The organism is Mangrovimonas sp. DI 80 (genome assembly GCF_001975575.1).
Classification (GTDB): Bacteria; Bacteroidota; Bacteroidia; order Flavobacteriales; family Flavobacteriaceae; genus Mangrovimonas_A; species Mangrovimonas_A xylaniphaga.
This window is the reverse complement of sequence record NZ_MSDT01000010.1, coordinates 83325-109869: the sequence shown is the minus strand read 5'-3', so window position 1 is coordinate 109869 and position 26545 is coordinate 83325. Positions and strand designations below refer to the sequence as shown.

The following is a 26545-nucleotide window of genomic DNA, read 5'->3' as shown; positions in this document are numbered from 1 at the left end:
TTGATTATTCCTTATGAATGATAAAGATTGACGGACGTTTGTGTAAGTCAATCTTTGTCATTTTCCATTGCTTGGCCGTTAAGGTTTTAATGTATTCGGTAGGCAATGTAATGTCGCAAGCCACACAAATTTTGGTTTGAGGCTGTAATACTTGACATAAATCTTCTAAAAGCTTATTGTTCCTGTAAGGGGTTTCAATAAAAATCTGACTTTGATTTTCTTCTTGAGAACGTCTCTCCAATTTTTTTAATGTGTTTTTGCGTTCCTGTTTGTCGATAGGTAAATAACCGTTGAAAGCAAAACTCTGCCCATTCATTCCAGAGCTCATCATTGCTAGAATTATGGAAGAAGGTCCTACTAGGGGCACAACCTGAATGTTGTTTTGATGTGCCAACTTTACAATTTCAGCACCGGGATCTGCAACTCCAGGACAGCCAGCTTCAGAAAGAAGTCCCATGTCGATGCCTTCTTTACATGGATCTAAAAAGGTCATCATCTCCATACTCTCCGTGTATTTGTTAAGTACTTGTAGATGCAATTTTGGTTGTGATTTTTGAGGACAGACATGTTTTATAAAGTGCCTTGCCGATTTTTCGTTTTCTACAATAAAAGAATCTATATGTTCAATAACATTTTTTACCGAAATAGGAAGTACTTCCAATGAGGGATTGTCTCCTAAAAGAGTTGGGATGAGGTATAATTTACCAGTGTTCTTTTCCATTCTTAATCAACGATTAGTTTTTTTATAACCCTTGAGCCATTTATTTTTTTGAGTTCCATAAGGTAGACCCCTGCTGAAAAGTTATCAGAAGAGATGGTAATTATGGAGCTTTCAAAATTAGTGATAGATTTTAAGAATTTCCCTTGAATATCATAAAGATTTAATTGGTTTATGGAAGTGTTGTTGTTGAGGTCTATAGTTATGGTTTGATTTCGGGAACTTGTATATATTTTTACTTCTGCCATGTGTTCATCCTCGATTCCTAAACTGTTCCCGGTGATTTTGTAGATAGTTCCTGAGGTTAAACCTGCAATATATAATTCACCACTCACATCTTCTCCAAAACAGCTCCATTCATTGTTTAAATATGGAGGGGTGAAAGTCATGGTCCAATCACTGCCATTAGCTTGAAGGGTGCCAATTTCATTACTACAAAAGTCGGCGAAAAAATAGAGACCATTGAAGCCGGCTTGTTCCGAACCTCGATATCTATAGCCCCCTGTAATAGAGCATTTCGTGGGGCCTCCATTGCCACTGTGACTATAAACATCAACGGGAAAAGTTAGAGTGCTGTCGTCAGGACAATTTGTTGAATTGTATGCTGTATTTCCTTCATAGCATCGCCATCCGTAGTTTAATCCGTTTGCGGAAGTTGAAGGAGTAACCATATTGATTTCTTCATATAAGTTTTGACCAACATCGGCAATCCATAAGTCATTGGTGTCACGATCAAAGGAAAATTTCCAAGGGTTTCTCAGTCCGTAGGCCCATATTTCATCTAGGGCATTGGGATTGGATACAAAAGGATTATCACTAGGAATCCCATAGTTGTTTCCTACAGAGGGGTTATCCACATCAATTCTTAACAATTTTCCTAAAAGAGAGGTAAGATTCTGAGCTCTATTTTGTGGATCACCCGAGCTTCCGCCATCACCTGTACCAATGTATAAATAGCCATCTGGCCCAAAGGCAAGATCTCCTCCGTTATGGTTGTTGTAGGGTTGGGTAATGGTTAATAAAATTAATTCAGAGTTGGGATTGGCTGTGTTGGTATCGGTTCGTTCAAATCTGGAAATGACTGTGTTTTGGCTATTGTTGATATAGTTTACATAAAAATAGCCATTGGTTTCATAGTTGGGGTGGAAGGCTAAACCCAATAAACCTTGTTCGCTAGCACCGTCATATACAATGGAAGTAATGTCCAAAAAAGGAGCTGTGTTTAAAGTTCCTTCAGAACTTATAATTTGAATGGTGCCGGCTTGTTCTGCAACAAACAGTCTTTCATCACCAGCATGTTTAATGTTCACCGGGTCTACAAACCCAGTGGCAAAAGACGTAATTTCAATGTCTTGGGAAAAGCTAATCTGAACAAAAAGGGCTAATAGAAGGGTGAAGGGAAGTTTCATTTTGATGTATTAGAATGCTTAGATACAACAAAATACAAAAATGAGATTGAAAAAAGGGGTGGTTAGGAATTAAGTTGGTCTGCAATTTCTTGACAAACGGTATCCAAAAGGGCAAAAACATGTTCAAAATCACTCATGTCGCCATAATAAGGGTCGGGAACATTTTTGCTTGAAATGTTGGTGTCTGCATCCAAAATCTTTCGGACTTTGGCAATATCATCCTCAGTACGGGCCAATCTAACAATATCATTATAATTGTCTTGGTCCATGGCATAAATGATATCGAAAGCATCAAAATCATTTTTGCTAAACTGTCTCCCAGCTTGATGGGAAATATCAATGCCGTGTAATCTAGCAACCGCTATAGACCTTCTGTCTGGCTGTTGGCCAATATGATAATTGGAAGTGCCTGCAGAATCCACATAGAATAAATCGTCAGGAAGTTTGGATTCCAAAATTCCATGAGCCAATGGTGACCTACAGATATTTCCGAGACACACCATTAAAATTCTAGTGATAGCCATTTGTTAAACGGAGAATTTTTTAGAAAGATCGTCTACGTATTTTCTAAATTGCTTGTCTGTAGCAGTCAAGTTATCAACTGTTTTACATGCATGTAATACCGTAGCATGATCGCGTTTTCCAATTTGAGATCCAATACTTGCCAAAGAGGCTTTGGTATACTTTTTAGCAAAGAACATAGCCAATTGTCTAGCTTGCACAATGTGTCTTTTTCTCGTTTTAGACTGTAAGGTGCTTACATCCATTTGGAAATAATCCGACACGACTTTTTGGATATAATCGATAGAAACTTCGCGTTTGGTATTCTTTACAAATTTCTCAACAATATCTTTTGCAAGGTTAAGGGTGACTTCCTTTTTGTTGAAAGAAGACTGGGCGATCAAAGAGATGATAGCGCCTTCCAATTCCCTTACATTGGTTTTGATATGCTTTGCAATGTATTCAATAATATCGTCAGAGATTTCTACACCGTCACGGTACAATTTGTTTCTTAATATAGAAACTCGGGTTTCAAAATCTGGGGTTTGCAATTCCGCAGAAAGTCCCCATTTAAAACGGGACAACAAGCGTTGCTCAATATCTTGCATGTCTACAGGAGCCTTATCACTGGTAAGGATTACCTGTTTGCCGTTTTGGTGCAAGTGGTTGAAAATGTGAAAAAACACGTCCTGCGTTCCTGATTTTCCAGATAAAAACTGAACATCATCAATAATAAGAACGTCAATGATTTGGTAGAAATGAATGAAGTCATTTCTGTTGTTCTTTTTAACGGAATCAATGTACTGCTGGGTGAACTTTTCAGCGGAAATATATAGAACAGTTTTCTCTGGATACTTGTCTTTAATATCAATACCAATGGCGTGTGCCAAGTGGGTTTTTCCTAAACCAACACCACCAAAAATCAAAAGTGGATTAAAAGAAGTTCCTCCCGGTTTACTAGCTACTGCCAAACCTGCATTTCTTGCCAATCGGTTAGAGTCTCCCTCCAAAAAGTTCTCAAAATTGTAATTTGGATTCAGTTGAGATTCAATCTTGATATTTCTGATACCAGGAATTACAAATGGATTTTTAAGTTCTGGATTTTTGTTGTTGAATGGAATGTCAACATCTTGGGATTTTACCGCAGTACGGTTGGAACTCGGTATTTTTTCAGTGAACGGCTGCTTGTTGCCATAGGTGTTTTCCATCTTGATAACATATACCAATTTGGCACTGTCACCAAGCTCTTTGGTAAGGGCAACTTTAAGGATTTTTACGTAGTGCTCCTCAAGCCATTCGTAGAAAAATTTACTGGGAACTTGAATGCTTAACGCTTTGTCTGAAAGTTTGACTGCTTGTATGGGTTCAAACCAAGTTTTATAAGCTTGGGGTTGTATGTTATCCTTAATAAAAGACAGGCAATTATTCCAAACTGATTGCGCAGTTACATCCATTCTCTAAGATTATTTGTTGTTTAGTTAGTTTAGTTTTAGTAAAAAAAAGAGAAAATAGAGTTTCTCTTGGATCAAATTTTTACATGACAAATATGTGAACAAAATTCTTAAAAAAAAAACTGAATAGGGGTTGAATTTTTAGAATTTTTTTACCATGTTTAAATTTCCTTGAAAGTACGAAAAAAAAATTAAAAAAGAATGGGTAACGCTTTAAAATCAGATGAAATACAATTTAGAATCCGATATGGAGAAACAGATCAAATGGGCGTTGTATACCACGGAAACTACGCGCAGTACTTCGAAATGGGACGAACCGAATGGTTACGAAAATTTGGGGTAAGTTATCGGCAAATGGAGGAGGAAGGAATCATGCTTCCGGTGGTGTCTTTGAGTGTAAATTTCAAGAAGTCAGCTCGTTATGATGATCAAGTTCGTGTGGTGACAACCTTGGCGAAAATTCCTTCGGCTTCAATTGAGTTTGATTATGAAATTTTTAATGCGGAAAATGAATTGTTAACAACTGGGAAAACTGTTTTGGCATTTATCGATATGGAACGCAATCGGCCAACCAGATGTCCAAAATATATTTTAGACCAACTGCAAAATTAATCGTTTAAATTTTTGATGTCGATTTCATATAAAGCATCGAAAATTTGGAAAATTTCATCGGCATTTTTTAGGCGAACAGAAATGGTGATTTCACAGTCCATTTCCAACTTCTGATTGACGATTTTTAGGTCCTTTTCTTTGATGATTCGCATGACTTTGTTCATGTTCACATAATCGAAATGGATCAGAAATTCCGCGTTGATGGTTTTGGTGACTATTTTGGAAACCTCAAGTGCCATTTGGGCGGCAGTTTTGTAGGCATTTATCAACCCGCCAACACCAAGTTTGACGCCTCCGAAATAGCGAACCACAACTACCAATATGTTGGTAACTTCAAAAGATTGGATCTGTCCGTAAATTGGCATCCCGGCACTGTTGCTTGGTTCTCCGTCATCATTGGCTCTAAAAATGATGTTGGGTTCTTTTGTGCCTATTTGGTAGGCATAGCACCAATGGCGTGCCGAGTGGTGTTGTTTTTTTAGGGCTTCAATATGGGTTTTTGCCTCTTCTTCAGATTTAATGGGGATGGCATAGCCGAAAAACTTACTGTTTTTATCCTTAAACAAGACTTCTTCAGATGCTTTGGTAATGGTTTTGTAAGTGTCTTTAGTCATCAGTGTTTTGGATAATGGATATCGGTTTTGTTTTAAAATAAGTGTTTGTGTGTGGCAAACAAAGTACAAACATCTTCGGTTTTAGGATCGATATTCCAAACGTGAATTCCCAATGACTTTGCGGCATCTGTGTTTTCTTTTAAATCATCAACAAAAAGACATTCCTCCGGTTTTAGATTGTTTTCCCTTAGTACAAATTCGTAGATTTCGGTATCAGGTTTTCTTAGTTGAATTTCATGAGATAGGTAGAATTTGTCAAATTGCTTTTTGAAATCTTCAAACACAGAAATGTTTTCTTTTACCCAATCAATATGAAGTTCGTTGGTGTTGCTTAAAAGAATAAGTAGATAATTGCCATCTTTTGCCAACTGTTTCAAAAAATCCAGTTTATGCTCTGGAAAGTCTTTTAAAATGTAATTCCAGGTATCTTTTAAAGTCTCCTCGGAGATGTTCTTGAAATTTTGGAAGTAAAAATCTTTGAATTCTTCTGTGGAAATAAGTCCCTGCTCATAAAGACAGTTCACCGATAGCATTTCTTCTGGAAATTCCTGAAGGTTCAAAGTGGCTTTGGTAGTCTCTATGGCGCCTTCCTTATCTAGGTTGATAAAAACGTCTCCAAAGTCGAATATTATGGTTTTAATCATTGCGGTATATTTTTAAACTGTCTTGTAAAATGTGTTGTTGTGAAACTAACGTTCCATGAATTTTTGGAGCTTCAATGCCCTTTTCAAAAAGAACATTGCCGGTAAACACCCTTGCTTCATCCCAAAGACCTTCATTTATAAAAGTATGCAGGGTTTGCGCACCTCCTTCAATAATTACAGATTGAATGTCTTGTTTATGGAGAAGCTCACAAATTTGTTTGGCAATATGTGTGTTGTCTTCCCAAGCTATGAATTCTGTCTGAGTAAATTCAGAATTTAAAACGTTCGTATTTTCTGAAGATGAAATTACAATGGTTTTGGATTCATTATTGAAAACACCAAGGTTTTTAGGGAGTTTACCTGTTCTGTCGAGTACAATTCTTATTGGGTTTTGGCCTTTCCAATCTCTAACCGTTAATTTAGGGTTGTCCTTAATAACGGTGTTAGTGCCCACAAAAATGGCATGTTCTTCGGTTCGCCATTTATGAACGATTTGTCGCGAAAATGTATTGGTAATCCAAACAGGTTCCTGTTTGTTTTGTGTTTCAGGTGCCAAATAGCCATCTAGGGTCTGTGCCCATTTTAGGATGATGTATGGTCTTAGTTTGTTGTGAAACGTAAAGAAGCGTTTATGATGTTCTTGACACTCATTTTCTAAAATTCCAACCGTCACATTGCATCCGGCAGCTGTTAATTTTTCAATGCCTTTTCCCGCAACTTTGCTATGGGTGTCAATGGTTCCAATAACAACATTTGGAATCTGGGATTTGATAATCAAATCACTGCAAGGAGGCGTTTTACCGAAATGGCTGCAAGGTTCAAGCGTCACGTAAAGTGTAGCTTTTTTCAATAAATTGGGGTCTTGAACCGAATGTATGGCATTTACCTCTGCATGATTTCCGCCGTATGGACTTGTAAAACCTTCGCCAATGATATTGTTCTCATGAACAATAACGCAGCCAACCATGGGATTGGGTCTTGTATTTCCCAAGCCATTTTTGGCAATATCTATACAGCGTGTTATGTATTTTTCGTGTATCTTCATCCCAAATTTGATGTGGCAAAAATACCAATTAAAAGTGAGCAAAAATAATATTGTCATTAGAGAAATTATGGCTGAAGACGATGCTCAAGTGGCGGCTGTAATCCGTGATGTTTTGATTGAATTTGGGGTTCCAAAAGTAGGGACTGCCTATGAGGATGTGGCTTTGGACTGTATGACCAAAATGTATAGTGCTCCTAAAATGGTATACTATGTTTTGGATGACAATGGTAAGGTAATTGGAGGCGCGGGAATTGCTCCTTTGGAGGGAGAGGTCAATGTATGCGAATTGCAGAAAATGTATTTTCTTCCTGAAGCTAGAGGCACAGGATTAGGAAGTGCAATGATGACAAAATGCTTGGAAAAGGCCAAAGAACTGGGATTCAAAAAATGTTATTTGGAAACCTTACCATATATGAAGGCAGCCACGAAGTTGTATGGAAAGGTGGGTTTTGAACCTTTGGAAGCGCCAATGGGAAATACAGGGCACTATTCGTGCAATGTTTGGATGATAAAAGAATTATGATTTTAAAGGATATAAAAACTCAGTTTCACCAATCCCTTGATGCAATCTATGGGGTTGAGGAAGTAGATAGTTTTTTCGGTCTTCTTTTGGACCATTATTTCAAGATAAAACCAATTACCTTGGTTTTGGAGCCAGAATATGAAGTGACGCCTGAAGGTGCTTCCAAAATGAACCAGGTTCTAAGGAGGTTGAAAGACCAAGAACCTATTCAATACATTTTAGGGGAGGCGGAGTTTTTTGGATTACCATTTAAAGTATCTCCTGCAACTTTAATTCCAAGACCAGAAACGGAAGAATTGGTGAATTGGATAATAGAAACCAGTAAAAATAGGTCTGAGCCAATACGGATTTTGGATATAGGTACGGGGACGGGCTGTATTCCCATTAGTTTGGGACATTACTTGCCCAGCGCTGAAATTTATACGCTAGATGTTAGTGCTCAGGCCATTGAAGTGGCCAAAGAAAATGCAGGAATAAATAATGTGGATGTGAACTTTATGGAAGGGGATATTCTTCAGTTTGAGAATTTAGCGCCTGAGTTTTTACAGCTCAAGTTTGATGTCATCGTCTCCAACCCTCCATATGTACGTGAACTAGAGAAAAGCGAGATGAAAACCAATGTTTTGGACTACGAGCCGGATTTGGCATTGTTTGTTCCTAACGATGATCCTTTACGTTTTTATAAAGTAATCACTAAATTTGCTGGTAAGAGTTTGAAAAACAGCGGGATGTTGTTTTTTGAGATCAATCAATATCTTGGAGAGGAAATGCGGCAGTTGCTTATTGATAATAATTTTACAGATATAGAATTGCGTCAGGATATTTTTGGGAATAACAGGATGCTAAAAGGAATAAAGTTATGAAAACACTAAAATCGATAGCTGTATTTTGTGGAAGCAGCGAAGGAAATGATCTCAAGGTAATCAGTGATGCCCAGTATTTGGGAAAGGTAATGGCGAAGGAAGACATTGCCTTGGTTTACGGAGCTGCGAAGATTGGAATCATGGGTAAAGTGGCTGAAGCCGTTTTGGAGCATAATGGCAAGGCAATAGGGGTTATTCCTGAATTTTTAAAATTAAAGGAAGTGGTACATTTAGGATTGCATGAGTTGATTACCACAGAAACCATGCATGAACGAAAGTTGAAGATGCATGAGCTTTCCGATGGCTTTATAGCTTTGCCAGGAGGATTTGGCACCTTTGAAGAGCTTTTTGAAATTATCACCTGGGCGCAATTAGGTTTGCATCAAAAGCCAATTGGCTTGTTGAATTCCAATGGGTTTTATGACGAACTTATTAAAATGTTCGAAACCATGGTGGCCAAGGGACTTCTTAAAATTTCAAATTTAGATTTGCTGATTGTGGAAGATGACATCAATAGACTACTTGATAAAATGAGAGGGTTCAAGCCTCAAGATGTACCACAATGGTTAAAGGCTGACAGAACCTAAAGTATTAAAAGGTTTTTCATTCAAATTTTTCTATTTTTAAAAATGACTCTCTGGGTTTTAATAAGGGACTTTATCTAATTCTTCTGTTAATATAAAACTCAAAAAACAAATATGCCGTCAGGGGCATTTTAGTATCTTGGAACCCTGAAATTAAACCAAAATTCATACATCTTCATAAGTTTTTAAATGGATATTCAACAACACATTACTGCCTTGAGAGAAGAGCTTAGAAAGCATAATTATAATTACTACGTATTGGACAATCCAACCATAAGCGATTATGATTTTGATATGAAGTTGAAGGAATTGCAGGAGTTGGAAACTAAACACCCTGAATATTATGACAGCAGTTCGCCCACTTTAAGAGTAGGAGGAGCTGTTACCAAAAATTTTGAAACAGTTGCGCATGAATACAGAATGTATTCATTGGACAATTCCTATTCCAAAGAAGATTTATTGGACTGGGAAGCCCGCATTAAAAAGTTGGTGGATGGTGATATATCTTATACATGCGAGCTCAAATATGATGGAGCTTCCATAAGTTTGACTTATGAAGATGGAAAGTTGCAAAAAGCGGTTACTCGTGGAGATGGTTTTCAAGGGGATGATGTAACCACTAATATCAAAACCATAAAATCTGTTCCTTTGCAATTGAATGGTGATTATCCTCCAAAATTTGATATTAGAGGCGAGATTGTATTGCCGTTTGAGGGTTTCAACAAAATGAATGAAGAACGTATTGAAATTGGTGAAGAGCCTTACAGAAACCCTAGAAACACAGCCTCAGGGAGTTTGAAATTACAAGATAGTGCAGAGGTTGCTAAGCGTCCTTTGGAGTGTCTTTTGTATACTGTGATAGGGCCTAACTTGGATATTGCAACTCAATATGAATGTTTGGATAAGGCCAGATCTTGGGGATTTAAAGTGCCGAATACAGCGCATTTGGCCAATTCTATTGAAGAGGTTTTGGAATTTATTGCGTATTGGGATACGAAAAGATTTGAGTTGCCTTATGAAACAGATGGAGTTGTAATTAAGGTCAATGATTTGTACCACCAAGAGGAACTGGGCTACACGGCTAAAGCGCCTAGGTGGGCCATAGCGTATAAGTTTAAGGCCGAACAAGTTTCAACTAGATTGAACAGTATAACCTATCAAGTTGGCCGTACAGGGGCTATTACGCCTGTTGCCAATTTAGATCCTGTGGAGTTGGCTGGAACTATTGTGAAAAGGGCTTCCTTGCATAATGCCGATCAAATTGAAAAATTGGATATTAGAGTAGGCGATGAAGTATTTGTAGAAAAAGGGGGGGAAATCATTCCAAAAATTATTGCGGTCGATTTGAGTAAACGACCAATCGATTCTCAACCTACCCAATATATTACCCATTGCCCAGAATGTGACACCGAATTGGTGAGACAAGAAGGCGAAGCGCAACATTACTGTCCTAATTACAACGGTTGTAAACCACAGATTATTGGACGTATTCAGCATTACATTTCCAGAAAGGCGATGGATATTGAAGGTATGGGAGGCGAAACGGTTGCCTTGTTAGTAAATGGCGGTTTGATAGATAATTATTCCGATTTGTATGAGCTTACAAAAGAGCAAATTCTTCCTTTGGAAAGAATGGCTGATAAAAGTGCTGGTAATTTGTTGAACGGTATTGAGGCTTCCAAACAGATTCCTTTTGAAAGAGTTTTGTATGCTTTGGGAATTAGATATGTTGGAGAAACCGTAGCTAAAAAATTGGCAAAACATTACAAGTCTATAGATAATTTAAAGGCTGCTTCACTGGAAGATTTGGTGAATGTGGATGAAATTGGGGTGAAAATAGCCGAAAGTGTTCTAGCCTTTTTTGAGGATGAGGCTAATATAAACATCGTTGAACGGTTAAAGCATTTTGGTGTCCAATTGGAGATTTCTGCTGAAAAATTAGCTGAGCAGACCGATAAATTGAAAAATCTCACTTTTGTGGTGTCTGGAGTTTTTGAAACCGTCTCCAGGGATGAACTTAAAAAACTTATAGAGGATAACGGGGGAAAGGTTTCATCTTCAATATCTTCCAAAACAAGTTATCTTGTTGCGGGCGATAAAATGGGGCCAAGTAAACGTACTAAAGCAGAGCAATTGAATTTAGCGATTATTTCGGAAATTGAATTTTTGCAAATGGTTATGTAAAATCCTACAAAATGTATTCTTTCATCGATTAAATACATTTTTTAACGTTGAATTGTATTTATTGTGTTACATTTGGCAAAGACCAATCGAGCTAGTTTATGCTGAAAAGGAATATTTTAGTCGCAATATTAATGGTTTTTAGTTTAGGATTTATTGGCCTTCAATTGCTTCAGTATGAATATTGTGCAATGGGAGTGAGGGCTCTAATGTTAATCTTATTAAGCTTTTTGTATGTAGTTAGGGTTAAAAACAAGCGTAATTTCTTCTTTTTGTTTTTATTGGCTTACACGCTTTCTGATGTCATCAATTTTATTACTTGGGAGTATAGTACAGAGGATGGAGGATTTGACTATTATTATTTAGGAAACGGACTGTATATTCTGTCTTATTTATTTTTGGTGGCCAAATTGCTTCAATCTATTAAAATTCGGGAAGTTGCGGTAAAATTACCTTTCCATGTTCTTATATTGTTTATTTTAGATTGCTTTTGTGTGGTAATTGTAACTAACACTACAAAAAGCGAGCTAGGTGTCTATCCTTATGTTTTGGAGTTTATTTATAATGCCGTGATCATGTTGTTGTTGACTCTAGCGTTACTGAATTATATCCATAAGGATGATAAAAAATCCATGAATTTTTTAATAGGCTCTATTTGTATTGTCTTTTATGAGGTAATTCAATTGGCGTACTTCTATATTTCCGAAACCAATATTTTAAATGTGATTTCTTCGGTGTTCTTGGTATTGGCCTTTGTGTTTCTTTATCTTCAGTCGAGATTGGTATATTCGGAAAGAATGCAGATTGCCAATTCGTAATCCTCCCTAGATTTCTTTTTAAAATAGTTTTGTCTGCCTTGTGAAACCTTGAAATTTACTTTTGTGTTCATTGGTTTGTATGTGTTATGGGTTGGTGTGTTGTTGATTTTGCATACATCTTGATTTTTTATTGAAAATTTCTTAAAATCGATGAAACGCAAAAAAATACTGACAAAATACATATATTTGTATGACCTACTTATAAAATCTAGTTATGGAATTTTGGCATAAAATGACGTCCAATAAGTCCTTGGTTATTGTATTTAGTGCTTTGTTTGCCCTACAGGTGCTTGCGGTAATTCAGGATGATTTAATGTTGGATAGGATAGCAAAAATTGTAGTGATTCCGGTTTTGTTGACTTTATATTTTACTAGGATGAAATATATGGCCAACATTTTTCTTACCGTATTTCTTTGTTCCTTTTTAGGAGACGTATTCACTGTATTTCACAAAAATGAACTCACTCATCAATTATCTGAAATGGCCTATGTGGGAAGTTATATCTTGTTGTTGGGTGTTCTGATAAGTCAATTTCGAAAAGTTCGGTTTGAGGGAGTTGTTTCGGTTTATTTAGGGCTCATTTTTATGTTCAATGCCTATCTGTTGTATATACTCTATGGGGCTGTAAAAAATAGTTTTGTAGACGATATAAGCTTGTGGCTGTATGCGGGTAGAGGACTGGCTATTGTGCTTTTGGTCTTTTTGGCTTTTGCCCTTTATTTGAGTAGAGAAAGCAAGCAATCTATTATCTTATTAGTTACTGTGGCATGTTTTGCTTTTGGGGATGTATTAAAATACATATGCGAATTATACGTGTATTTTTGGGTGTTTGAAGTATTTGCAATAGCATTGCATCTAGCTGCCTTGGTATTTTTGTTGGCCTATGTGAGTAATCATCATAGAAAAGCAGTTAGGTATTCTGTGAATAAAGAATCTCTATCTTCTACTTCTTCTGAACACGCTACAGTATAGGTTATACTATTATAGAAGTACCATCAGCAGATTTGTTGTTGAAACTGTCAAAATAGAAGTCTAGTCGGCCTAAATTGATGCCGTAACAGCCTACTTGGTTCACCAACATATTTTTGCCTTCAATATTTTTGGTTACGGTTGGTTTCTTCAAGAAGGTGTGGGTGTGTCCTCCGATAATTAAATCAATATTTTTTGTGGATTTTGCTAATTCAAGGTCACTAATTTTTGAACTTTTTCCGTAATGATAACCTAGGTGGGAGAGACAAATGATAAGGGCGCATTTCTCCTTTTCTTTCAAAATTCTTGTCATATCTTGAGTGGTTTCCACAGGATCCAAATACACTGTTTCTTTATAAAGGTTTTTTTCAACAAGACCATGAAGTTCTATACCTAAACCAAATACTCCAATCTTAATACCATCTTTTACAAACACTTTATAAGGTTTGGTGTGTGTGTCCATAATGGTGTTCTTGAAATCATAATTGGCAGACAAAAAATCGAATTTGGCATGAGGTAATTGGGCGTAAAGCCCTTCGATACCATTGTCGAAATCGTGATTTCCAAGCGTGGCAGCATCGTATTGTAACATGCTCATCAATTTGAATTCCAATTCGCCGCCGTAATAATTGAAATAGGGGGTTCCTTGAAAAATATCACCCGCATCAAATAGTAGCGTGTTGGGATTTTCCTTTTTAATGGCTTCTATCAAACTGGCTCTTCTTGCAACGCCTCCTTTGTTGGGGTGCATGCCATCTTGAGGACTAAATGGATCAATATGACTATGGACATCGTTGGTGTGTAGAATGGTAATTTTCTTAGCAGGCTCTTTAAAGGACTGCAATCCCAAACCAGCTAGGCCAACCAATGAAGTTGCGGCTGCTGTTTGTTGTAAAAAATCTCTTCGTTTCATGGTTCTCTATAGTTATTTTGTAAACGTAAAACTGGAGTGGTTATTCTATTTGCATATAACGATCGTCAATGGCGGCTCTAATGGTGTCTGTTTTTATGAAATAGTCCAGTAGGGCATTTCTAACTTTGTAATCCAGAGAGTAAACAGTGTCGTTTGGTTGGAAGAATGTCATGTGGTCCCCTCCGTTATACAGGTAGTTGTTGGTGAGGACATAATACGTTTTGTTGTAGTCAATAGGTTGTCCCCGGACAGCGGCGGAAACAATATTGAAATCCTTATCCACCGTCACTTTCAATTTTGAAATTGGGTGGGCCTTACTACTTGCGGTCAGGTATTTTAAAAGTTCTTTGATTTGTTCTCCTTTGATAGCTGTTACAACAACGGTGTTTTCGAAAGGCATCAGTTCATAAGCGGTTCTAATGGTAATATTGCCTTTGGATAGAATTGAACGAATGCTCCCATGGTTCAACATTACAAAGTCAATGTCTTTTCCTGTTCGTTTTTTAAAAATGGGGTTGGACTGCTCGTAAATGGCATCGGCCATAAAATTACCTATTGCTGTATTGAATGGAGAGTCTTCTTTTGTGTAAGTGTCTGCCGAATATGACAAAACACTGTCCAAGCTTTGGTTGAGGTGGTCATGGTAAGGTTTGATAAAGCTATCTATTTCTGAATTAGAGGGTAAACTATCTGTAATTGAAATCTGTTTCCCTTCAATTTTATAGAGGTGCTTTGTTTGGTTGCAAGAGAAGAAAACGAGAACTGTTAAAACAAAAAAAAGATGTTTTGGATTCATTTAGATTCTTAAGAAAAGTTAACAAAACATGTAGTGACTTTTACTACATTTGCAAAAATTATAAAGATAAATGATTTTAAAGGCATTTAAGGAAAAATCATACCAAAATTACATCAATAAATTGTTAAATTCTAGGAGTATAGAGGCTAACAATAAAAAGATTGAGTCGGTTGGGGTGATTTTGAATTTAAATGAATTTGCTGATTTTGAGAACTTCCAAAGATTTTTTGATGATTTGGGAGTGAAACAGAACCGATTGAAAATCATTGCCTTTGTAGCCGATGAGAAGTTGGCGCCAGAGACCCTTTGGGGCGTTAACGTAACACCCAAGGATTTTGGATGGAAAGGAGCCATAAAAAATGGCGACCTGAAAGCGTTTCTTGATACAGATTTTGATGCCTTGATAAGTTATTACAAAGAGGACCGTATGGAACTCAATATTATCACAGCGCAATCCAAGGCACGTTTTAAAGTGGGACTCTCGGGAATAGATGATAGGTTGTACGACTTGATTCTTGATGTGCACCCAAAAGAGTTTTCACTGTTTAAAAGAGAATTACATAAATATCTAACAGTACTAAATAAAATATAATGACTAAATTTTATGGGACAGGAGTGGCATTGATTACGCCATTTAATGAAGATTTGTCCGTAGATCACGAAGCGTTGAAAAACATTGTAAACTACAATGTAGAGAATGGAACCGATTATTTGGTAATAAGCGGGACAACTGGTGAAAGCGTGACTATTACTAAGGAAGAGAAGAAGGCTATCATAGCTACCATCGTAGAGGCTAACAACGGAAGATTGCCTTTGGTATTGGGAATTGGAGGAAACAACACTGCCAACGTTATTGAAGAGATCAAGGCAACTGATTTGTCTCAAATAGATGCAGTTCTTTCGGTTTCTCCATATTATAGCAAGCCTACCCAAGAGGGAATTTACCAACACTTTAAGGCTATTTCAGAGGCTTGTCCTGTAGACATTATTTTGTATAACGTACCAGGAAGAACTGCATCAAACATGTTGCCAGAAACAACTTTACGTTTGGCAAATGATTTTAAAAATATTGTGGCCGTTAAAGAAGCTGGTAACAACATGGGGCAATATTTAAAATTGTTAAAGGATAAGCCTGAAGATTTTTTGATTATTTCTGGAGACGATGATTTAGCCTTAGCGGTTGTATTGGCTGGTGGAGCAGGAGTTATCTCTGTGATTGGTCAAGGATTGCCAAAGCAATTTGCTAAAATGATCAAACTTGGTTTGGAAGGTAAAGCTAAAGAGGCTTATGATATTCACTTTAAACTTATGGATATTGTTGGTTACATCTTTGCTGAAAATAATCCAGCTGGAATCAAGGCTGTATTTGAAGCTTTAGGTCTTGCCAATGATGCTGTTCGTTTGCCGTTGGTGCCTGCAACTGAAGAGTTGAAGCAAAAAATTAAGGATTTTATCGCAAATTTGGACTAAGCAGCCAAACGTTAAAGTTAACTTAAAGACTTAGTAAAAGAGTTTGCAACCGTTATTTTCGTGTGTAACTTTTGTTTTTATAATAAGTTATAAATAATTACTTTTGCATTCTGTTTACATTTTATGAAGAACATTTTTTATACATTTTTACTGGTACTTTCGCTAACCTCTTGTAGTGAATTTCAAAAAGCACTGAAGTCGGAAGATATTGCTGAAAAGTTTCGCGTAGGAACTGAGCTTTATGAGCAAGGGAAGTACGGTAAGGCAAACCGTTTATTTGCACAGATCATGCCTCAGTATCGGGGAAAGCCACAGGCAGAAAAACTTACCTACATGTATGCTAAAACATACTATGAAATGGGTGATTATCACCTTTCTGGCTATCAATTTGAACGGTTTGAAACAGCATATCCTAGAAGTGAAAAAGCAGAAGAGGCATCGTTTCTTTCTGCAAGAAGCTACTACATGTTGTCTCCTGTTTACAGTAAAGAACAAAAGGAAACTGTTCAGGCTTTGGACAAGCTTCAAATCTTTTTAAGTAAATATCCAGATTCAGAATATTTGCCAGAAGTAAACACAATGGTAAAAGAATTGGATTATAAATTAGAAAGAAAGGCCTTTGAAATTGCGAAGCAGTACAACCAAATAGCCTATTATGATGCTTCAGATTATGAGGCGGCCATCAAGTCGTTTGATAATTTCTTATTGGAATATCCAGGAAGTACGTTTAGGGAAGAAGCCATGTTCTATCGTTTGGACTCGGCTCACCGTTTGGCTGTAAACAGTATGCAGTATAAAAAAGAAGCCCGATTATTGACGGCTCAAGGTTATTACAATTCGTTTATCAAGTATTATTCGGATTCTAAATTTGCCGAACAAGCCACTAAAATGAACGACGAATTGACGGCTGAATTAAATAAATTTGAAACAAAAAGTTAATTTATAAATACGATGGATTTAAAGAAAACCAATGCTCCGGTAAGTACAGTTACTTACGACAGAAATGAAATAGATGAGCCAACAGGAAATATCTATGAGGCTATTTCTGTTATTGCAAAGAGAGCAGAACAAATTAACACTGATATCCGTAGAGAACTAGTTGACAAACTTGATGAGTTTGCTACCTATAATGATAGCTTGGAGGAAATCTTTGAAAACAAAGAGCAGATAGAGGTTTCTAAATTCTATGAGAAATTGCCTAAGCCTCACGCTTTGTCAGTTCAAGAATGGCTTGACGATAAAATCTACTTCAGAAACACTGAGGACGAAACTCAGGCATAAACAAAATAATGTCGGTATTAAGTGGCAAAAAGGTACTTCTAGGCATTACTGCTGGTATTGCCGCTTATAAAACGGCAAACCTTGTTAGGTTATTTATAAAAGCAGGCGCAGACGTAAAGGTCGTCATGACGCCTGCTTCTAAAGACTTCATTACACCTTTAACCCTTTCAACTTTATCCAAAAATCCTGTGTATTCATCATTTACCCATGATGAAGATGATGCTGTTTGGAATAATCACGTAGAATTAGGGCTGTGGGCAGATTTCTTGCTTATTGCTCCAGCTACGGCCAATACCATGGCTAAAATGGCCAATGGTGTCTGCGACAATTTGCTTATGGCAACTTATCTGTCAGCCAAGTGTCCTGTGTATTTTGCGCCAGCAATGGATTTGGATATGTACAAACATCCTACTACACGACGCTCTTTCGATTTGTTGAATAGTTTTGGAAATATTATGATTCCTGCTACTAGCGGAGAGCTGGCCAGTGGTTTGGTAGGAGAGGGGCGTATGGCAGAACCTGAAGATATTGTAGATTTCATTGAAAGGGATATTTTGGAAGGTTTACCTTTGAAGGGGAAAAAGATGCTTATTACGGCAGGACCTACTTATGAAGCTATTGACCCTGTAAGATTCATTGGGAATCATTCCAGTGGGAAAATGGGTTTTGAAATTGCAAAATCTGCGGCCAATTTGGGCGCTGAGGTGATTTTAATTTCAGGACCAACACACGAAACGGTCAATCATCAATTTATAAAACTTATTAAAATTTTCAGTGCGGCAGAGATGTACACTGAAGTTCACAACTATTTCAAAGATGTGGACATTGCAATTTTGTCTGCTGCAGTGGCCGATTATCGTCCAAAATATGTAGCCGATAAAAAAATAAAAAAGAAAGCCGATACGTTTAGTATAGAGTTGGAACGTACTCAAGATATTTTGGCATCTTTGGGGAAAATCAAAAAGAATCAATTCTTGGTTGGTTTTGCTTTGGAAACCCACAACGAGTTGGAACATGCCAAAGGCAAGTTGGAATCCAAGAATTTAGATGTCATAGTACTAAATTCTCTGAATGATGAAGGTGCAGGTTTTGGGGTTTCCACAAATAAAGTTACTTTTATTACCAATACAAACGAAGTCTTGAGTCAAGACTTGAAATCGAAGGCCGAAGTGGCAGGCGACTTAATGAACCTAATAATTAAACAACTCAATGCATAGAGTCTTTTTTGTAATTACTTTTGTTGCCTTTTTTGTGTCTGGTTATGCCCAGGAACTCAATTGTAATTTAGTGGTTAATGCGCAAAAAACTGGAAACGAAAACGTTCAGGTGTTTAGAACTTTGGAGCGACAATTAACAGAGTTTGTCAACAATACTACTTGGACCAACAAGGACTTTAAACCTCAGGAACGCATTAACTGTAGCATGATCATCACCATTGCAGATTATGATACCGATGTGTTTCAGGCTTCTATACAAGTGCAATCTTCAAGACCTGTATTCAATTCAACGTACAGTACGCCAGTTTACAATTTTAACGATAGAAACTTTACGTTTCAGTATTTGGAATTCCAAAATTTGGTATTCAATCCAAATCAATACGAATCCAACTTGGTTTCGGTTTTGACCTATCATATCTATATGATTTTGGGGATGGATGCCGATACATTTCAACTTAATGGGGGCGACGAGTATTTTAAACAGGCACAAACCATTTTAAATTATTCACAACAGGAAAACTTTAAAGGATGGAAACTTGAAGATGGTACGCAATCCCGTTTTGTGTTGATCGATAACTTAATGTCACCAACTTTTGAACAATTCAGGGAAGTAATGTACAATTACCACAGAAATGGCTTGGACGTGATGTATGAAAATCCTAAAAAAGGAAAGCAGGAGATTGCCACTGCCATTGGGACTTTGGAAAAGCTACATAACAAAAGACCCAATTCCTTTTTGATGCGTGTGTTTTTCGATGCAAAGTCTGATGAGATTGAAGAAATCTTTAGTGATGGACCTAATGTGAATATCACCAACGTGGTATCTTCTCTTAATAGAATTGCACCAACCTACGCCTCAAAATGGCGTAACATAAGTTATTGATCCTTTGTGGTCATACTCGATTTCAGTTGATAGTTTAATTTTAAACATTTCCGTTTGCTTACAAATCTTTCAATAAAAAACTATGCCCTGATTGATGAACTTAATGTGACATTCAATAATGGCTTATCTATAATTACCGGTGAAACTGGTGCGGGAAAGTCCATCCTTTTAGGAGGGCTTTCGTTGATTTTGGGAAAAAGAGCCGATTTGGGCAGCATTAAAGATGAATCCAAAAAATGTGTAATCGAGGCCACTTTCGATATCACCAATTATAATTTGAAAGCTCTTTTTAAATCGGAGGATTTAGATTACGAGCCTCAAACTATAATTAGAAGGGAAATTTTGCCTTCTGGGAAATCTAGGGCATTTATCAATGATACCCCAGTAACTCTTGGGAACCTTCAGACTTTGGGAGTGTATCTATTGGATATCCATTCGCAGCACCAAACGCTTCAGTTAACGGATGATTCATTTCAATTTCAAGTCATAGATGCTTTGGCCAAAAATCAAGAGGTTATTCTTGAGTATGGCAAGAAGCTGAAAGCCTATAAAGGTGTGCAACGTGAGTTGAATGATTTAAACCAACAAAAAATTGAGGCTACCAAAGAGTTGGACTACAATTTATTTTTGTTGGAGGAATTGGAAAAGGCTAATTTAATTGATGGTGAAATGGAGGCTTTGGAAGAAGAATACGAAACCCTTAACAATATTGAGGAAATCAGTGAGCGTTTAGGAAGTTCGCATGGTTTGTTGAGTGATGAAACTGTTGGGGTAATTCCAAGTTTGACAGAAATTAAAAATCAATTATCTAGGTTGTCTTCTTACTCCAAAAACTATGAATCGTTGTTTGAAAGAGTCAATAGCACGGTCATTGAACTTGATGATGTTTTTGTTGAAATAGAGCGCTTACAAGATCAGTTGGAGGCAGATCCAGAAAGATTGGGCGTAGTGAATACTAAGTTGCAGTTGATTCATAACTTGAAGCAAAAGCATGTTGCTGAAAATGTAGGGGAGTTGATTGCCATAAGGGATGATTTAAAGGAAAAGGTGAATATCACCCAAAATTTGGACGATGTCATTTCTAAAAAGGAGCAAGAACAGAAAGTTATCGAAAAGGATTTAAATGAACTTGCTCTTAAAATCCACAATAGCAGAAATACTGCTATTCCCGAACTTCAGAAACAGTTGGAAAAGCTATTGTCTGTTTTAGGAATGCCAAATGCTAGATTCCAAATAGGACTTGAATTGTCCAAACAGTTTTATAATAATGGTAAGGACGATTTGGAGTTTTTGTTCTCGGCAAACAAGGGAGGACAATTTAACGAACTAAAAAAGGCGGCTTCGGGAGGAGAGCTTTCCCGAATTATGTTGGCGATAAAGTCTATTTTGAGTAAATATCAGCAATTACCAACCATTATGTTTGATGAGATAGATACAGGGGTTTCTGGTGAAATATCAGATAAAATGGGAGTGCTTATGCAAGAAATGAGTAAGACCATGCAGGTGTTTACCATTACTCATTTACCTCAAGTAGCTGCAAAGGGTGATGCACATTATAAAGTGTTTAAAACCGATATTGATGAGGTAACCCAAACACAATTAAAACGTCTGAGCCATGATGAACGAATTGTGGAGATCGCACAAATGTTAGGAGGCATAGATGTATCCAATTCGGCATTGGAACATGCAAAACAATTATTGAATTAGAGGAAATTCTCATTTTAATAGTATCTTTGCCCCACAAAACCAAAAACAACAATTGACTAAATAATAAATACCATGTCATATAATTTATTAAAAGGAAAACGAGGGATTATTTTTGGAGCATTGGATGAGAATTCAATTGCTTGGAAAACCGCAGAGCGTGTTCACGAAGAAGGAGGAACCTTTGTGTTGACCAATGCACCTATTGCAATGCGCATGGGACAAATTAAAGAGTTGGCTGAAAAAACAGGTTCTGAAATTATTCCTGCCGATGCCACCAATTTAGAGGATCTAGAAAATCTAGTAGCCAAGTCAATGGAAATCTTGGGAGGTAAAATTGATTTCGTATTGCACTCGATTGGTATGTCGGTAAACGTGCGTAAAGGAAATCACTATACAAACCAAAACTACGATTTCACACATAAAGGATGGGACGTATCCGCGGTATCTTTTCATAAAGTGATGCAAGTGCTTTATAAAAATGATGCCATGAGTGAGTGGGGAAGTATTGTAGCCCTTTCTTATATGGCAGCTCAGCGTGTGTTCCCAGATTATAATGATATGGCTGATAACAAAGCGTATTTGGAAAGTATTGCTAGAAGTTTTGGGTATTTCTTCGGAAAAGACAAAAAGGTTAGAGTAAACACTATTTCACAATCTCCAACACCTACTACTGCAGGACAAGGAGTAAAAGGATTTGACGGATTTATTGCCTATGCCGATAAAATGTCGCCATTAGGAAATGCAACGGCTCTAGATTGTGCCAACTATACTGTGGCTATGTTTAGTGATTTAACACGTCGTGTGACCTTACAAAACTTATACAACGATGGAGGCTTTAGTAACATGGGTGTGAGTGCCGAAGTGATGGAGGCTTTTGTAAAGGAGCAATAGAGAAAGAAAATATATATTAATGAAAGGGCGCTATTTAGCGCCTTTTTTTATTATTTATTAGAATAAGAATTTATGAATCTTAAATTAAGAAACCTGTTTTGTAGACTATAATATTGTAAAAATAGATTTCAATTATTTTATAAATCTCCCTTGAGGGATGTATTATATTTTCTTTGGTTACATTTGTATCGTATGAATACACTGTCTTTTTCATTTGTAGTACCTGTTTACAACAGACCTGATGAGGTTGCTGAATTATTGGAGAGTTTTTCCAAGTTAGAATACCATGATCCTTTTGAGATTGTGATTGTAGAAGATGGCTCGTCCATAGATTGTAAAGCGGAGGTTAAGCGTTATGGCAAATCTTTAGATATTACATATTATTTCAAGTCTAACTCGGGACCAGGCGATTCCCGTAATTATGGAATGAAACGGGCTAAGGGCAATTATTTTATCATTTTAGATTCCGATTGTGTCCTGCCTCCCCAATATTTAAAAGAGGTTTTTGCTTATTTGCAAAAGAATTACGTGGATTGTTTTGGCGGGCCAGATACGGCACATTTGTCGTTTACGCCACTACAAAAGGCTATCAATTTTGCGATGACATCTTTTATATCCACTGGAGGTATTAGAGGAGGGAAGAAACAGGTTGGAAAGTTCCAGCCTAGAAGTTTCAATATGGGAATTTCCAAAGAAGCATTTGAGGCTTCAGGTGGATTTGGAGTTATTCATCCCGGTGAAGATCCAGATCTTTCAATTAGATTGACAGATTTAGGGTTTCAAACCGCATTAATAGAGGATGCTTTTGTATATCATAAACGACGAATCTCTTGGTCTAAGTTTTATACTCAAGTTCATAAGTTTGGTTTAGTAAGACCAATTTTAAATTCATGGCATCCAAAAACATCAAAGCTTACTTATTGGTTCCCTACTTTGTTTATGTTAGGATTTGTTGGAGCTGTTATTTTGTGGCTTTTAGGTTATAGTTTTGGAATTTTGGCTTATCTGGCGTATTTTTTCATAGCATTTCTTTTAGCCCTTTTTGAAACGAAGAGTTTGGAAGTAGCTCTAAAATCCATGTATGCTATAGCGATTCAGTTTTTTGGATATGGTTATGGTTTTCTAAAATCTACCATTACATTGAAGGTACTGGGAAAAACGCCAGAAGCGGCTTTTCCTCATTTATTTTTTAAACATGCTGAATAAATTAAGATCAAAACTGTTAGAATCAATAAGAAACAAAAAGCTCAATGTCTTTGGCTTTTTTCTTCTGTTGTCGTTTTTGTTTTTGATTATTGGCAAGCTTTCTGGAAAGTATACTGAAACAGTTGCTTTTAATGTGTCTTTTGACAAGGTGCCTGAAAATAAAGTATTGCTTGAGAAGAAAAAGCAAAAAATTAATGCTGTGATATCCTCCAACGGATTCAATCTTTTACCTTTAATCTTCTTCAACCGTCCTGTTAAAATAGATTTTGAATCAGATTTGTACTATAACGAAGACCATTATTCATGGATTGCAAGCAAATCTTCGCATAAGATTAAATCTATGTTAGGACAAAAGGTGGAGATGCTTTCTGTGAAGCCTGATACCTTGAATTTTTATTTTGAGACGTTGGATACCAAAAAAGTCCCAATTAAGTTGGATGCCAATATTTCCTATACGGTGGGTTATGATGTGTTGGAAAAGTTGGTAGTCGAGCCAGATTCAGTAACCGTTATAGGGCCAGAAAACATTGTGAATGGAATTATGGAACTATCAACAGAACCTCTGGCTTTAAAGGATGTGAATGCAAGTTTTACAATGCCAATTTCAATCAAAATTCCGAAAATGGATGGGGTGTTGAAACTATCAACACCTAAGGTGACTGTTTCTTCTGAAGTTGTAAAATTTACGGAAGGTGCTATAGAAGTGCCCGTTACAATGATCAATGTTCCCAAAAGTTTAACGCTAAACTATTTCCCCAAAGCCGTAACGGTACTGTATTATGTGCCTTTGAACAGGTTCAATGAAATAAAAGCTTCTGATTTCAAAGTGGTTTGCGATTACAAGGAAATAGCGGAAACAGAGAAAAATACCATGACTCCAAAACTAACTTCTGTACCTGAAGCGGCAAAAAGTACAAGAATCAAGCAAAATAAAGTTGAGTTTATCGTTGTAAAATGATAAATTTATATTCTGAATATCAATTAATTAGCTAATTAACGGTTGTATGAAGGTTATAGGAGTTACGGGTGGCATAGGAAGCGGTAAAAGTACTGTGGCCAATATGTTTAGAAGTTTAGGGATTCCGGTTTATACGGCAGACATGGAGGCCAAAAGGATTATGGCAACTTCGCCTGAGCTTCAGCGTAAATTAAAAGTACTTTTTGGAGAACAGGCCTATGTGAACGGAGAACTTAACAGACCCTTTATAGCAGATGCCATTTTTAACAACAAAGCCTTACTGGAAGCTATGAATGCCATTGTGCATCCAGAAGTGGCCAAACATTTTAAAGAATGGTTGGCAGAGCAATCTTCTCCTTATGTAATTAAGGAAGCAGCGATTATTTTTGAGCAGCATATGGAAAAGGAGTACGATGCGGTTATTTTGGTGATTGCAGGAACCAATCAGCGAATAGAGCGCCTTTTGAAGCGAGAAGATACTTCCCGAGAAAAAATACAAGCCATCATGGACAACCAATTTAGTGATGACGAAAAACTCAAATTGGCAGACTACATTATTGTTAATGATAAGTTAGAAGCTACTCATAATCAGGTGCTAAAACTTCATGAAACCCTGCTTTCTGTAGGAAAAGAACCCTGATTTTAACATTTTTGTTAATGTAAGGTTAAAGCGGATATCTAATAAATGTTAAAATGTTAAATTTGAACGATGGGCAGAAAGCTATTCGTCTTATTGGTGATTTTAATGAGTGTCTCACTCATAGGTATAATTTTAGTACAAGCGTTTTTTATCAAAAATTCGGTTGAGATTGAAGAAAAGCAATTTGAAAGAAACGTAAAGCATGCTTTAAGCTTGGTATCAAAAAATTTGGAAGACAGAGAGCTTGAAGATTATACTAAAAAGGCTCTTAACCAAATTAGAAGACATGATGCTAAGGCAGATACTAGTACCATTAGGGAAATTTTGGTGAAAACTCAGGATAATGAAAGAGATGAAACCATAATTTACAGAAACACAGTTTTAGAGGAAAGCTTTAAAGTGCCATCGGTGTTCTTTGATTTAGGAGTAGATAGTGTCAGCATCAGTCGTTTGTTTAGTGAACGTGAAACTAAGATATATAGTAACACAGCTTTGGGGAGTGGAGGAGATTTAAACGTAAACCCAGAGCGCACTTACAGAGAGTATTCGGAGTTACCCGAGGTTACAAAAAAAATCATGGAAGATAGTTATAGGGATACCTACAAGAATTTTCCAATCTATAAAAGGGTGTCTTCGGAAGAAGTAGCAAAGCTTTTGAATTATCAATTAAAGGAAGATGGTATTGGCATCGATTTTGAGTTTGCCATTTACGATAAAGATCTGGCCACAAAGGTACAATCAGAAAATTTTGAGTTGAACAAGGCCTCCACTTATGGGATTTCGGTCTATTCGGGAAATGACAATCAAAATGATTATAGGTTGTATGTAAACTTTCCAGATCGTAGAAAGTTTTTGTTTTCAACCATTATTAAGGCCATTGTGCTGTCGGTAGTGTTTACATTGATTATCATCATTGCGTACTCAAATGCCATTTACCAATTGATAAAACAGCGCAAGATTTCGCAAATCAAGACAGACTTTATCAATAACATGACGCATGAGTTCAAAACGCCAATTGCCACGATAAATCTAGCTTTGGATGCCATTAAAAATCCAAAGGTTATTGAGGACAAAGAGAAGGTAAAGCGTTACTTAAAAATGATCAAGGATGAAAACAAGCGGATGCATGCACAGGTAGAAAATGTGCTTCGGATTTCAAAGCTTGAAAAGAACGAATTGAACATTAGTAAGGACCGAGTGAAACTACACGACTTAATAGAAGATGCTATTACCCATGTAGAGCTAATTGTAGAAGATAGAAAAGGCTACGTGAAAACACATTTGGACGCCACGAAATCTTCAATCTTAGCCAACGAAAGTCATTTTACAAATGTTATCGTTAACATTTTGGACAATGCTATAAAATATTCAGACGACGAACCAAAAATTGATGTGTATACAGAGAATGTAGGGAACAATATTTTATTAAAAATTGCCGATCAAGGTAACGGAATGTCCAAACAGGTTCAGAGAAAAATATTTGAAAAATTCTATAGAGAACACACAGGAAACGTGCATAATGTTAAGGGCCATGGTTTAGGTTTGGCCTATGTAAAACGAATAGTAGAAGACCATCACGGTCATATATCAGTAGAAAGCGAAAAAGGAAAAGGTAGTGTATTTACAATTAAACTACCGTTAATATCATAA

28 protein-coding genes are annotated in these 26545 nt (G+C 36.8%); 19 read left to right on the top strand and 9 right to left on the bottom strand.

Annotated elements, in window-relative coordinates; genetic code table 11:
• Positions 1–4: 4 nt before the first annotated feature.
• The 4 genes from BKM32_RS16045 to dnaA all read right to left on the bottom strand — a co-directional run bounded on the left by BKM32_RS16045 (position 5) and on the right by dnaA (position 4082).
• Complete coding sequence (locus BKM32_RS16045; RefSeq protein WP_076665258.1) at positions 5–721, bottom strand: SAM-dependent methyltransferase; 717 nt, start codon at positions 719–721, stop codon at positions 5–7.
• Between the two features lie 2 nt (positions 722–723).
• Positions 724–2127, bottom strand: a complete 1404-nt coding sequence (locus tag BKM32_RS16040; protein WP_076665255.1) for a PQQ-dependent sugar dehydrogenase — start codon at positions 2125–2127, stop codon at positions 724–726.
• Between the two features lie 62 nt (positions 2128–2189).
• Positions 2190–2651 (bottom strand): low molecular weight protein-tyrosine-phosphatase, encoded by a 462-nt coding sequence (locus tag BKM32_RS16035; protein ID WP_076665252.1) that lies wholly within the window; start codon positions 2649–2651, stop codon positions 2190–2192.
• 3 nt (positions 2652–2654) lie between these two features.
• Positions 2655–4082 carry a chromosomal replication initiator protein DnaA gene (dnaA, locus tag BKM32_RS16030; protein ID WP_053977568.1) on the bottom strand — a complete coding sequence of 476 codons (1428 nt, stop codon included), beginning with the start codon at positions 4080–4082 and terminating at the stop codon, positions 2655–2657.
• Positions 4083–4280: 198 nt separating this feature from the next.
• Between dnaA and BKM32_RS16025 the strand changes: the two genes are divergently transcribed.
• Positions 4281–4691, top strand: coding sequence for a thioesterase family protein (locus BKM32_RS16025; RefSeq protein WP_076665249.1), 411 nt, complete (start codon positions 4281–4283; stop codon positions 4689–4691).
• On the opposite strand, the gene BKM32_RS16020 is transcribed toward BKM32_RS16025, so the two are convergent.
• Genes BKM32_RS16020 through ribD form a run of 3 tightly spaced genes read right to left on the bottom strand, consistent with a single transcriptional unit; the run spans position 4688 to position 6994 of the window.
• Positions 4688–5308 carry a YigZ family protein gene (locus BKM32_RS16020; protein ID WP_123812153.1) on the bottom strand — a complete coding sequence of 207 codons (621 nt, stop codon included), beginning with the start codon at positions 5306–5308 and terminating at the stop codon, positions 4688–4690. The genes BKM32_RS16025 and BKM32_RS16020 overlap by 4 nt on opposite strands.
• Before the next feature lie 29 nt (positions 5309–5337).
• Positions 5338–5949 (bottom strand): HAD family phosphatase, encoded by a 612-nt coding sequence (locus tag BKM32_RS16015; RefSeq protein WP_076665243.1) that lies wholly within the window; start codon positions 5947–5949, stop codon positions 5338–5340.
• Positions 5942–6994: a bifunctional diaminohydroxyphosphoribosylaminopyrimidine deaminase/5-amino-6-(5-phosphoribosylamino)uracil reductase RibD gene (ribD, locus tag BKM32_RS16010; RefSeq protein ID WP_076665240.1), complete on the bottom strand. Its 1053-nt coding sequence runs from the start codon at positions 6992–6994 to the stop codon at positions 5942–5944. The genes BKM32_RS16015 and ribD overlap by 8 nt, the downstream gene beginning before the upstream one ends.
• Before the next feature lie 34 nt (positions 6995–7028).
• On the opposite strand from ribD, the gene BKM32_RS16005 reads away from it, so the two are divergent.
• From BKM32_RS16005 to BKM32_RS15980, 6 genes are all read left to right on the top strand, one after another.
• Complete coding sequence (locus BKM32_RS16005; protein WP_076665340.1) at positions 7029–7517, top strand: GNAT family N-acetyltransferase; 489 nt, start codon at positions 7029–7031, stop codon at positions 7515–7517.
• Entirely contained in the window at positions 7514–8380 is an 867-nt protein-coding gene (gene prmC / locus BKM32_RS16000; RefSeq protein WP_076665337.1) for a peptide chain release factor N(5)-glutamine methyltransferase, read from the top strand. The genes BKM32_RS16005 and prmC overlap by 4 nt, the downstream gene beginning before the upstream one ends.
• Complete coding sequence (locus BKM32_RS15995) at positions 8377–8967, top strand: TIGR00730 family Rossman fold protein (RefSeq protein WP_076665237.1); 591 nt, start codon at positions 8377–8379, stop codon at positions 8965–8967. The genes prmC and BKM32_RS15995 overlap by 4 nt, the downstream gene beginning before the upstream one ends.
• Before the next feature lie 186 nt (positions 8968–9153).
• On the top strand, positions 9154–11148 hold the full coding sequence (gene ligA, locus BKM32_RS15990) for an NAD-dependent DNA ligase LigA (protein ID WP_076665234.1): 1995 nt from the start codon (positions 9154–9156) through the stop codon (positions 11146–11148).
• A gap of 131 nt (positions 11149–11279) precedes the next feature.
• A complete protein-coding gene (locus tag BKM32_RS15985; protein WP_076665232.1) occupies positions 11280–11963 on the top strand; it encodes a hypothetical protein in 684 nt (227 codons plus the stop codon).
• Positions 11964–12177: 214 nt separating this feature from the next.
• Positions 12178–12936: a hypothetical protein gene (locus BKM32_RS15980; RefSeq protein ID WP_076665229.1), complete on the top strand. Its 759-nt coding sequence runs from the start codon at positions 12178–12180 to the stop codon at positions 12934–12936.
• Position 12937: 1 nt separating this feature from the next.
• Here BKM32_RS15980 and BKM32_RS15975 read toward each other — a convergent pair whose 3' ends face one another.
• Positions 12938–13846 (bottom strand): bifunctional UDP-sugar hydrolase/5'-nucleotidase, encoded by a 909-nt coding sequence (locus tag BKM32_RS15975; protein ID WP_076665226.1) that lies wholly within the window; start codon positions 13844–13846, stop codon positions 12938–12940.
• 40 nt (positions 13847–13886) lie between these two features.
• Positions 13887–14642, bottom strand: coding sequence for a 5'-nucleotidase C-terminal domain-containing protein (locus BKM32_RS15970; RefSeq protein WP_076665223.1), 756 nt, complete (start codon positions 14640–14642; stop codon positions 13887–13889).
• A 70-nt stretch (positions 14643–14712) separates the two neighbouring features.
• Here BKM32_RS15970 and BKM32_RS15965 point away from each other — a divergent pair, with 70 nt between their 5' ends.
• The 12 genes from BKM32_RS15965 (at position 14713) to BKM32_RS15910 (ending at position 26545) form a co-directional block, all read left to right on the top strand.
• On the top strand, positions 14713–15234 hold the full coding sequence (locus BKM32_RS15965; RefSeq protein ID WP_076665220.1) for a hypothetical protein: 522 nt from the start codon (positions 14713–14715) through the stop codon (positions 15232–15234).
• Entirely contained in the window at positions 15234–16112 is an 879-nt protein-coding gene (gene dapA, locus BKM32_RS15960) for a 4-hydroxy-tetrahydrodipicolinate synthase (RefSeq protein ID WP_076665218.1), read from the top strand. The genes BKM32_RS15965 and dapA overlap by 1 nt, the downstream gene beginning before the upstream one ends.
• 123 nt (positions 16113–16235) lie before the next feature.
• On the top strand, positions 16236–17051 hold the full coding sequence (locus BKM32_RS15955) for an outer membrane protein assembly factor BamD (protein ID WP_076665215.1): 816 nt from the start codon (positions 16236–16238) through the stop codon (positions 17049–17051).
• A 12-nt stretch (positions 17052–17063) separates the two neighbouring features.
• Positions 17064–17393: a DNA-directed RNA polymerase subunit omega gene (locus tag BKM32_RS15950; RefSeq protein ID WP_053977584.1), complete on the top strand. Its 330-nt coding sequence runs from the start codon at positions 17064–17066 to the stop codon at positions 17391–17393.
• 8 nt (positions 17394–17401) lie between these two features.
• Positions 17402–18610, top strand: coding sequence for a bifunctional phosphopantothenoylcysteine decarboxylase/phosphopantothenate--cysteine ligase CoaBC (gene coaBC, locus BKM32_RS15945; protein WP_076665212.1), 1209 nt, complete (start codon positions 17402–17404; stop codon positions 18608–18610).
• Positions 18603–19493: a DUF4835 family protein gene (locus BKM32_RS15940; protein WP_076665209.1), complete on the top strand. Its 891-nt coding sequence runs from the start codon at positions 18603–18605 to the stop codon at positions 19491–19493. Before coaBC ends, BKM32_RS15940 begins: the two co-directional genes overlap by 8 nt.
• A gap of 54 nt (positions 19494–19547) precedes the next feature.
• Complete coding sequence (gene recN, locus BKM32_RS15935) at positions 19548–21200, top strand: DNA repair protein RecN (RefSeq protein ID WP_076665207.1); 1653 nt, start codon at positions 19548–19550, stop codon at positions 21198–21200.
• Positions 21201–21272: 72 nt separating this feature from the next.
• Positions 21273–22091 carry an enoyl-ACP reductase gene (locus BKM32_RS15930; protein ID WP_053977588.1) on the top strand — a complete coding sequence of 273 codons (819 nt, stop codon included), beginning with the start codon at positions 21273–21275 and terminating at the stop codon, positions 22089–22091.
• 192 nt (positions 22092–22283) lie between these two features.
• Positions 22284–23297: a glycosyltransferase family 2 protein gene (locus BKM32_RS15925; protein ID WP_076665205.1), complete on the top strand. Its 1014-nt coding sequence runs from the start codon at positions 22284–22286 to the stop codon at positions 23295–23297.
• Positions 23287–24255 carry a CdaR family protein gene (locus BKM32_RS15920; RefSeq protein ID WP_076665202.1) on the top strand — a complete coding sequence of 323 codons (969 nt, stop codon included), beginning with the start codon at positions 23287–23289 and terminating at the stop codon, positions 24253–24255. Before BKM32_RS15925 ends, BKM32_RS15920 begins: the two co-directional genes overlap by 11 nt.
• A gap of 46 nt (positions 24256–24301) precedes the next feature.
• Entirely contained in the window at positions 24302–24895 is a 594-nt protein-coding gene (gene coaE, locus BKM32_RS15915; protein WP_076665200.1) for a dephospho-CoA kinase, read from the top strand.
• 69 nt (positions 24896–24964) lie between these two features.
• On the top strand, positions 24965–26545 hold the full coding sequence (locus tag BKM32_RS15910) for a sensor histidine kinase KdpD (protein ID WP_076665197.1): 1581 nt from the start codon (positions 24965–24967) through the stop codon (positions 26543–26545).

Coding starts and splice junctions, on each gene's coding strand:
- BKM32_RS15940 (WP_076665209.1), top strand. CDS start 18,603: ATGCATAGAGTCTTTTTTGTAATTACTTTTGTTGCCTTTTTTGTGTCT.
- BKM32_RS15965 (WP_076665220.1), top strand. CDS start 14,713: ATGATTTTAAAGGCATTTAAGGAAAAATCATACCAAAATTACATCAAT.
- BKM32_RS15980 (WP_076665229.1), top strand. CDS start 12,178: ATGGAATTTTGGCATAAAATGACGTCCAATAAGTCCTTGGTTATTGTA.
- ribD (WP_076665240.1), bottom strand. CDS start 6,994: ATGAAGATACACGAAAAATACATAACACGCTGTATAGATATTGCCAAA.
- BKM32_RS15910 (WP_076665197.1), top strand. CDS start 24,965: ATGGGCAGAAAGCTATTCGTCTTATTGGTGATTTTAATGAGTGTCTCA.
- BKM32_RS16015 (WP_076665243.1), bottom strand. CDS start 5,949: ATGATTAAAACCATAATATTCGACTTTGGAGACGTTTTTATCAACCTA.
- coaE (WP_076665200.1), top strand. CDS start 24,302: ATGAAGGTTATAGGAGTTACGGGTGGCATAGGAAGCGGTAAAAGTACT.
- BKM32_RS15955 (WP_076665215.1), top strand. CDS start 16,236: ATGAAGAACATTTTTTATACATTTTTACTGGTACTTTCGCTAACCTCT.
- BKM32_RS16045 (WP_076665258.1), bottom strand. CDS start 721: ATGGAAAAGAACACTGGTAAATTATACCTCATCCCAACTCTTTTAGGA.
- BKM32_RS15985 (WP_076665232.1), top strand. CDS start 11,280: ATGGTTTTTAGTTTAGGATTTATTGGCCTTCAATTGCTTCAGTATGAA.
- BKM32_RS16040 (WP_076665255.1), bottom strand. CDS start 2,127: ATGAAACTTCCCTTCACCCTTCTATTAGCCCTTTTTGTTCAGATTAGC.
- coaBC (WP_076665212.1), top strand. CDS start 17,402: ATGTCGGTATTAAGTGGCAAAAAGGTACTTCTAGGCATTACTGCTGGT.
- BKM32_RS16035 (WP_076665252.1), bottom strand. CDS start 2,651: ATGGCTATCACTAGAATTTTAATGGTGTGTCTCGGAAATATCTGTAGG.
- BKM32_RS15975 (WP_076665226.1), bottom strand. CDS start 13,846: ATGAAACGAAGAGATTTTTTACAACAAACAGCAGCCGCAACTTCATTG.
- ligA (WP_076665234.1), top strand. CDS start 9,154: ATGGATATTCAACAACACATTACTGCCTTGAGAGAAGAGCTTAGAAAG.
- BKM32_RS15925 (WP_076665205.1), top strand. CDS start 22,284: ATGAATACACTGTCTTTTTCATTTGTAGTACCTGTTTACAACAGACCT.
- BKM32_RS15970 (WP_076665223.1), bottom strand. CDS start 14,642: ATGAATCCAAAACATCTTTTTTTTGTTTTAACAGTTCTCGTTTTCTTC.
- BKM32_RS15920 (WP_076665202.1), top strand. CDS start 23,287: ATGCTGAATAAATTAAGATCAAAACTGTTAGAATCAATAAGAAACAAA.
- prmC (WP_076665337.1), top strand. CDS start 7,514: ATGATTTTAAAGGATATAAAAACTCAGTTTCACCAATCCCTTGATGCA.
- BKM32_RS16025 (WP_076665249.1), top strand. CDS start 4,281: ATGGGTAACGCTTTAAAATCAGATGAAATACAATTTAGAATCCGATAT.
- BKM32_RS15930 (WP_053977588.1), top strand. CDS start 21,273: ATGTCATATAATTTATTAAAAGGAAAACGAGGGATTATTTTTGGAGCA.
- BKM32_RS15950 (WP_053977584.1), top strand. CDS start 17,064: ATGGATTTAAAGAAAACCAATGCTCCGGTAAGTACAGTTACTTACGAC.
- dnaA (WP_053977568.1), bottom strand. CDS start 4,082: ATGGATGTAACTGCGCAATCAGTTTGGAATAATTGCCTGTCTTTTATT.
- BKM32_RS15995 (WP_076665237.1), top strand. CDS start 8,377: ATGAAAACACTAAAATCGATAGCTGTATTTTGTGGAAGCAGCGAAGGA.
- dapA (WP_076665218.1), top strand. CDS start 15,234: ATGACTAAATTTTATGGGACAGGAGTGGCATTGATTACGCCATTTAAT.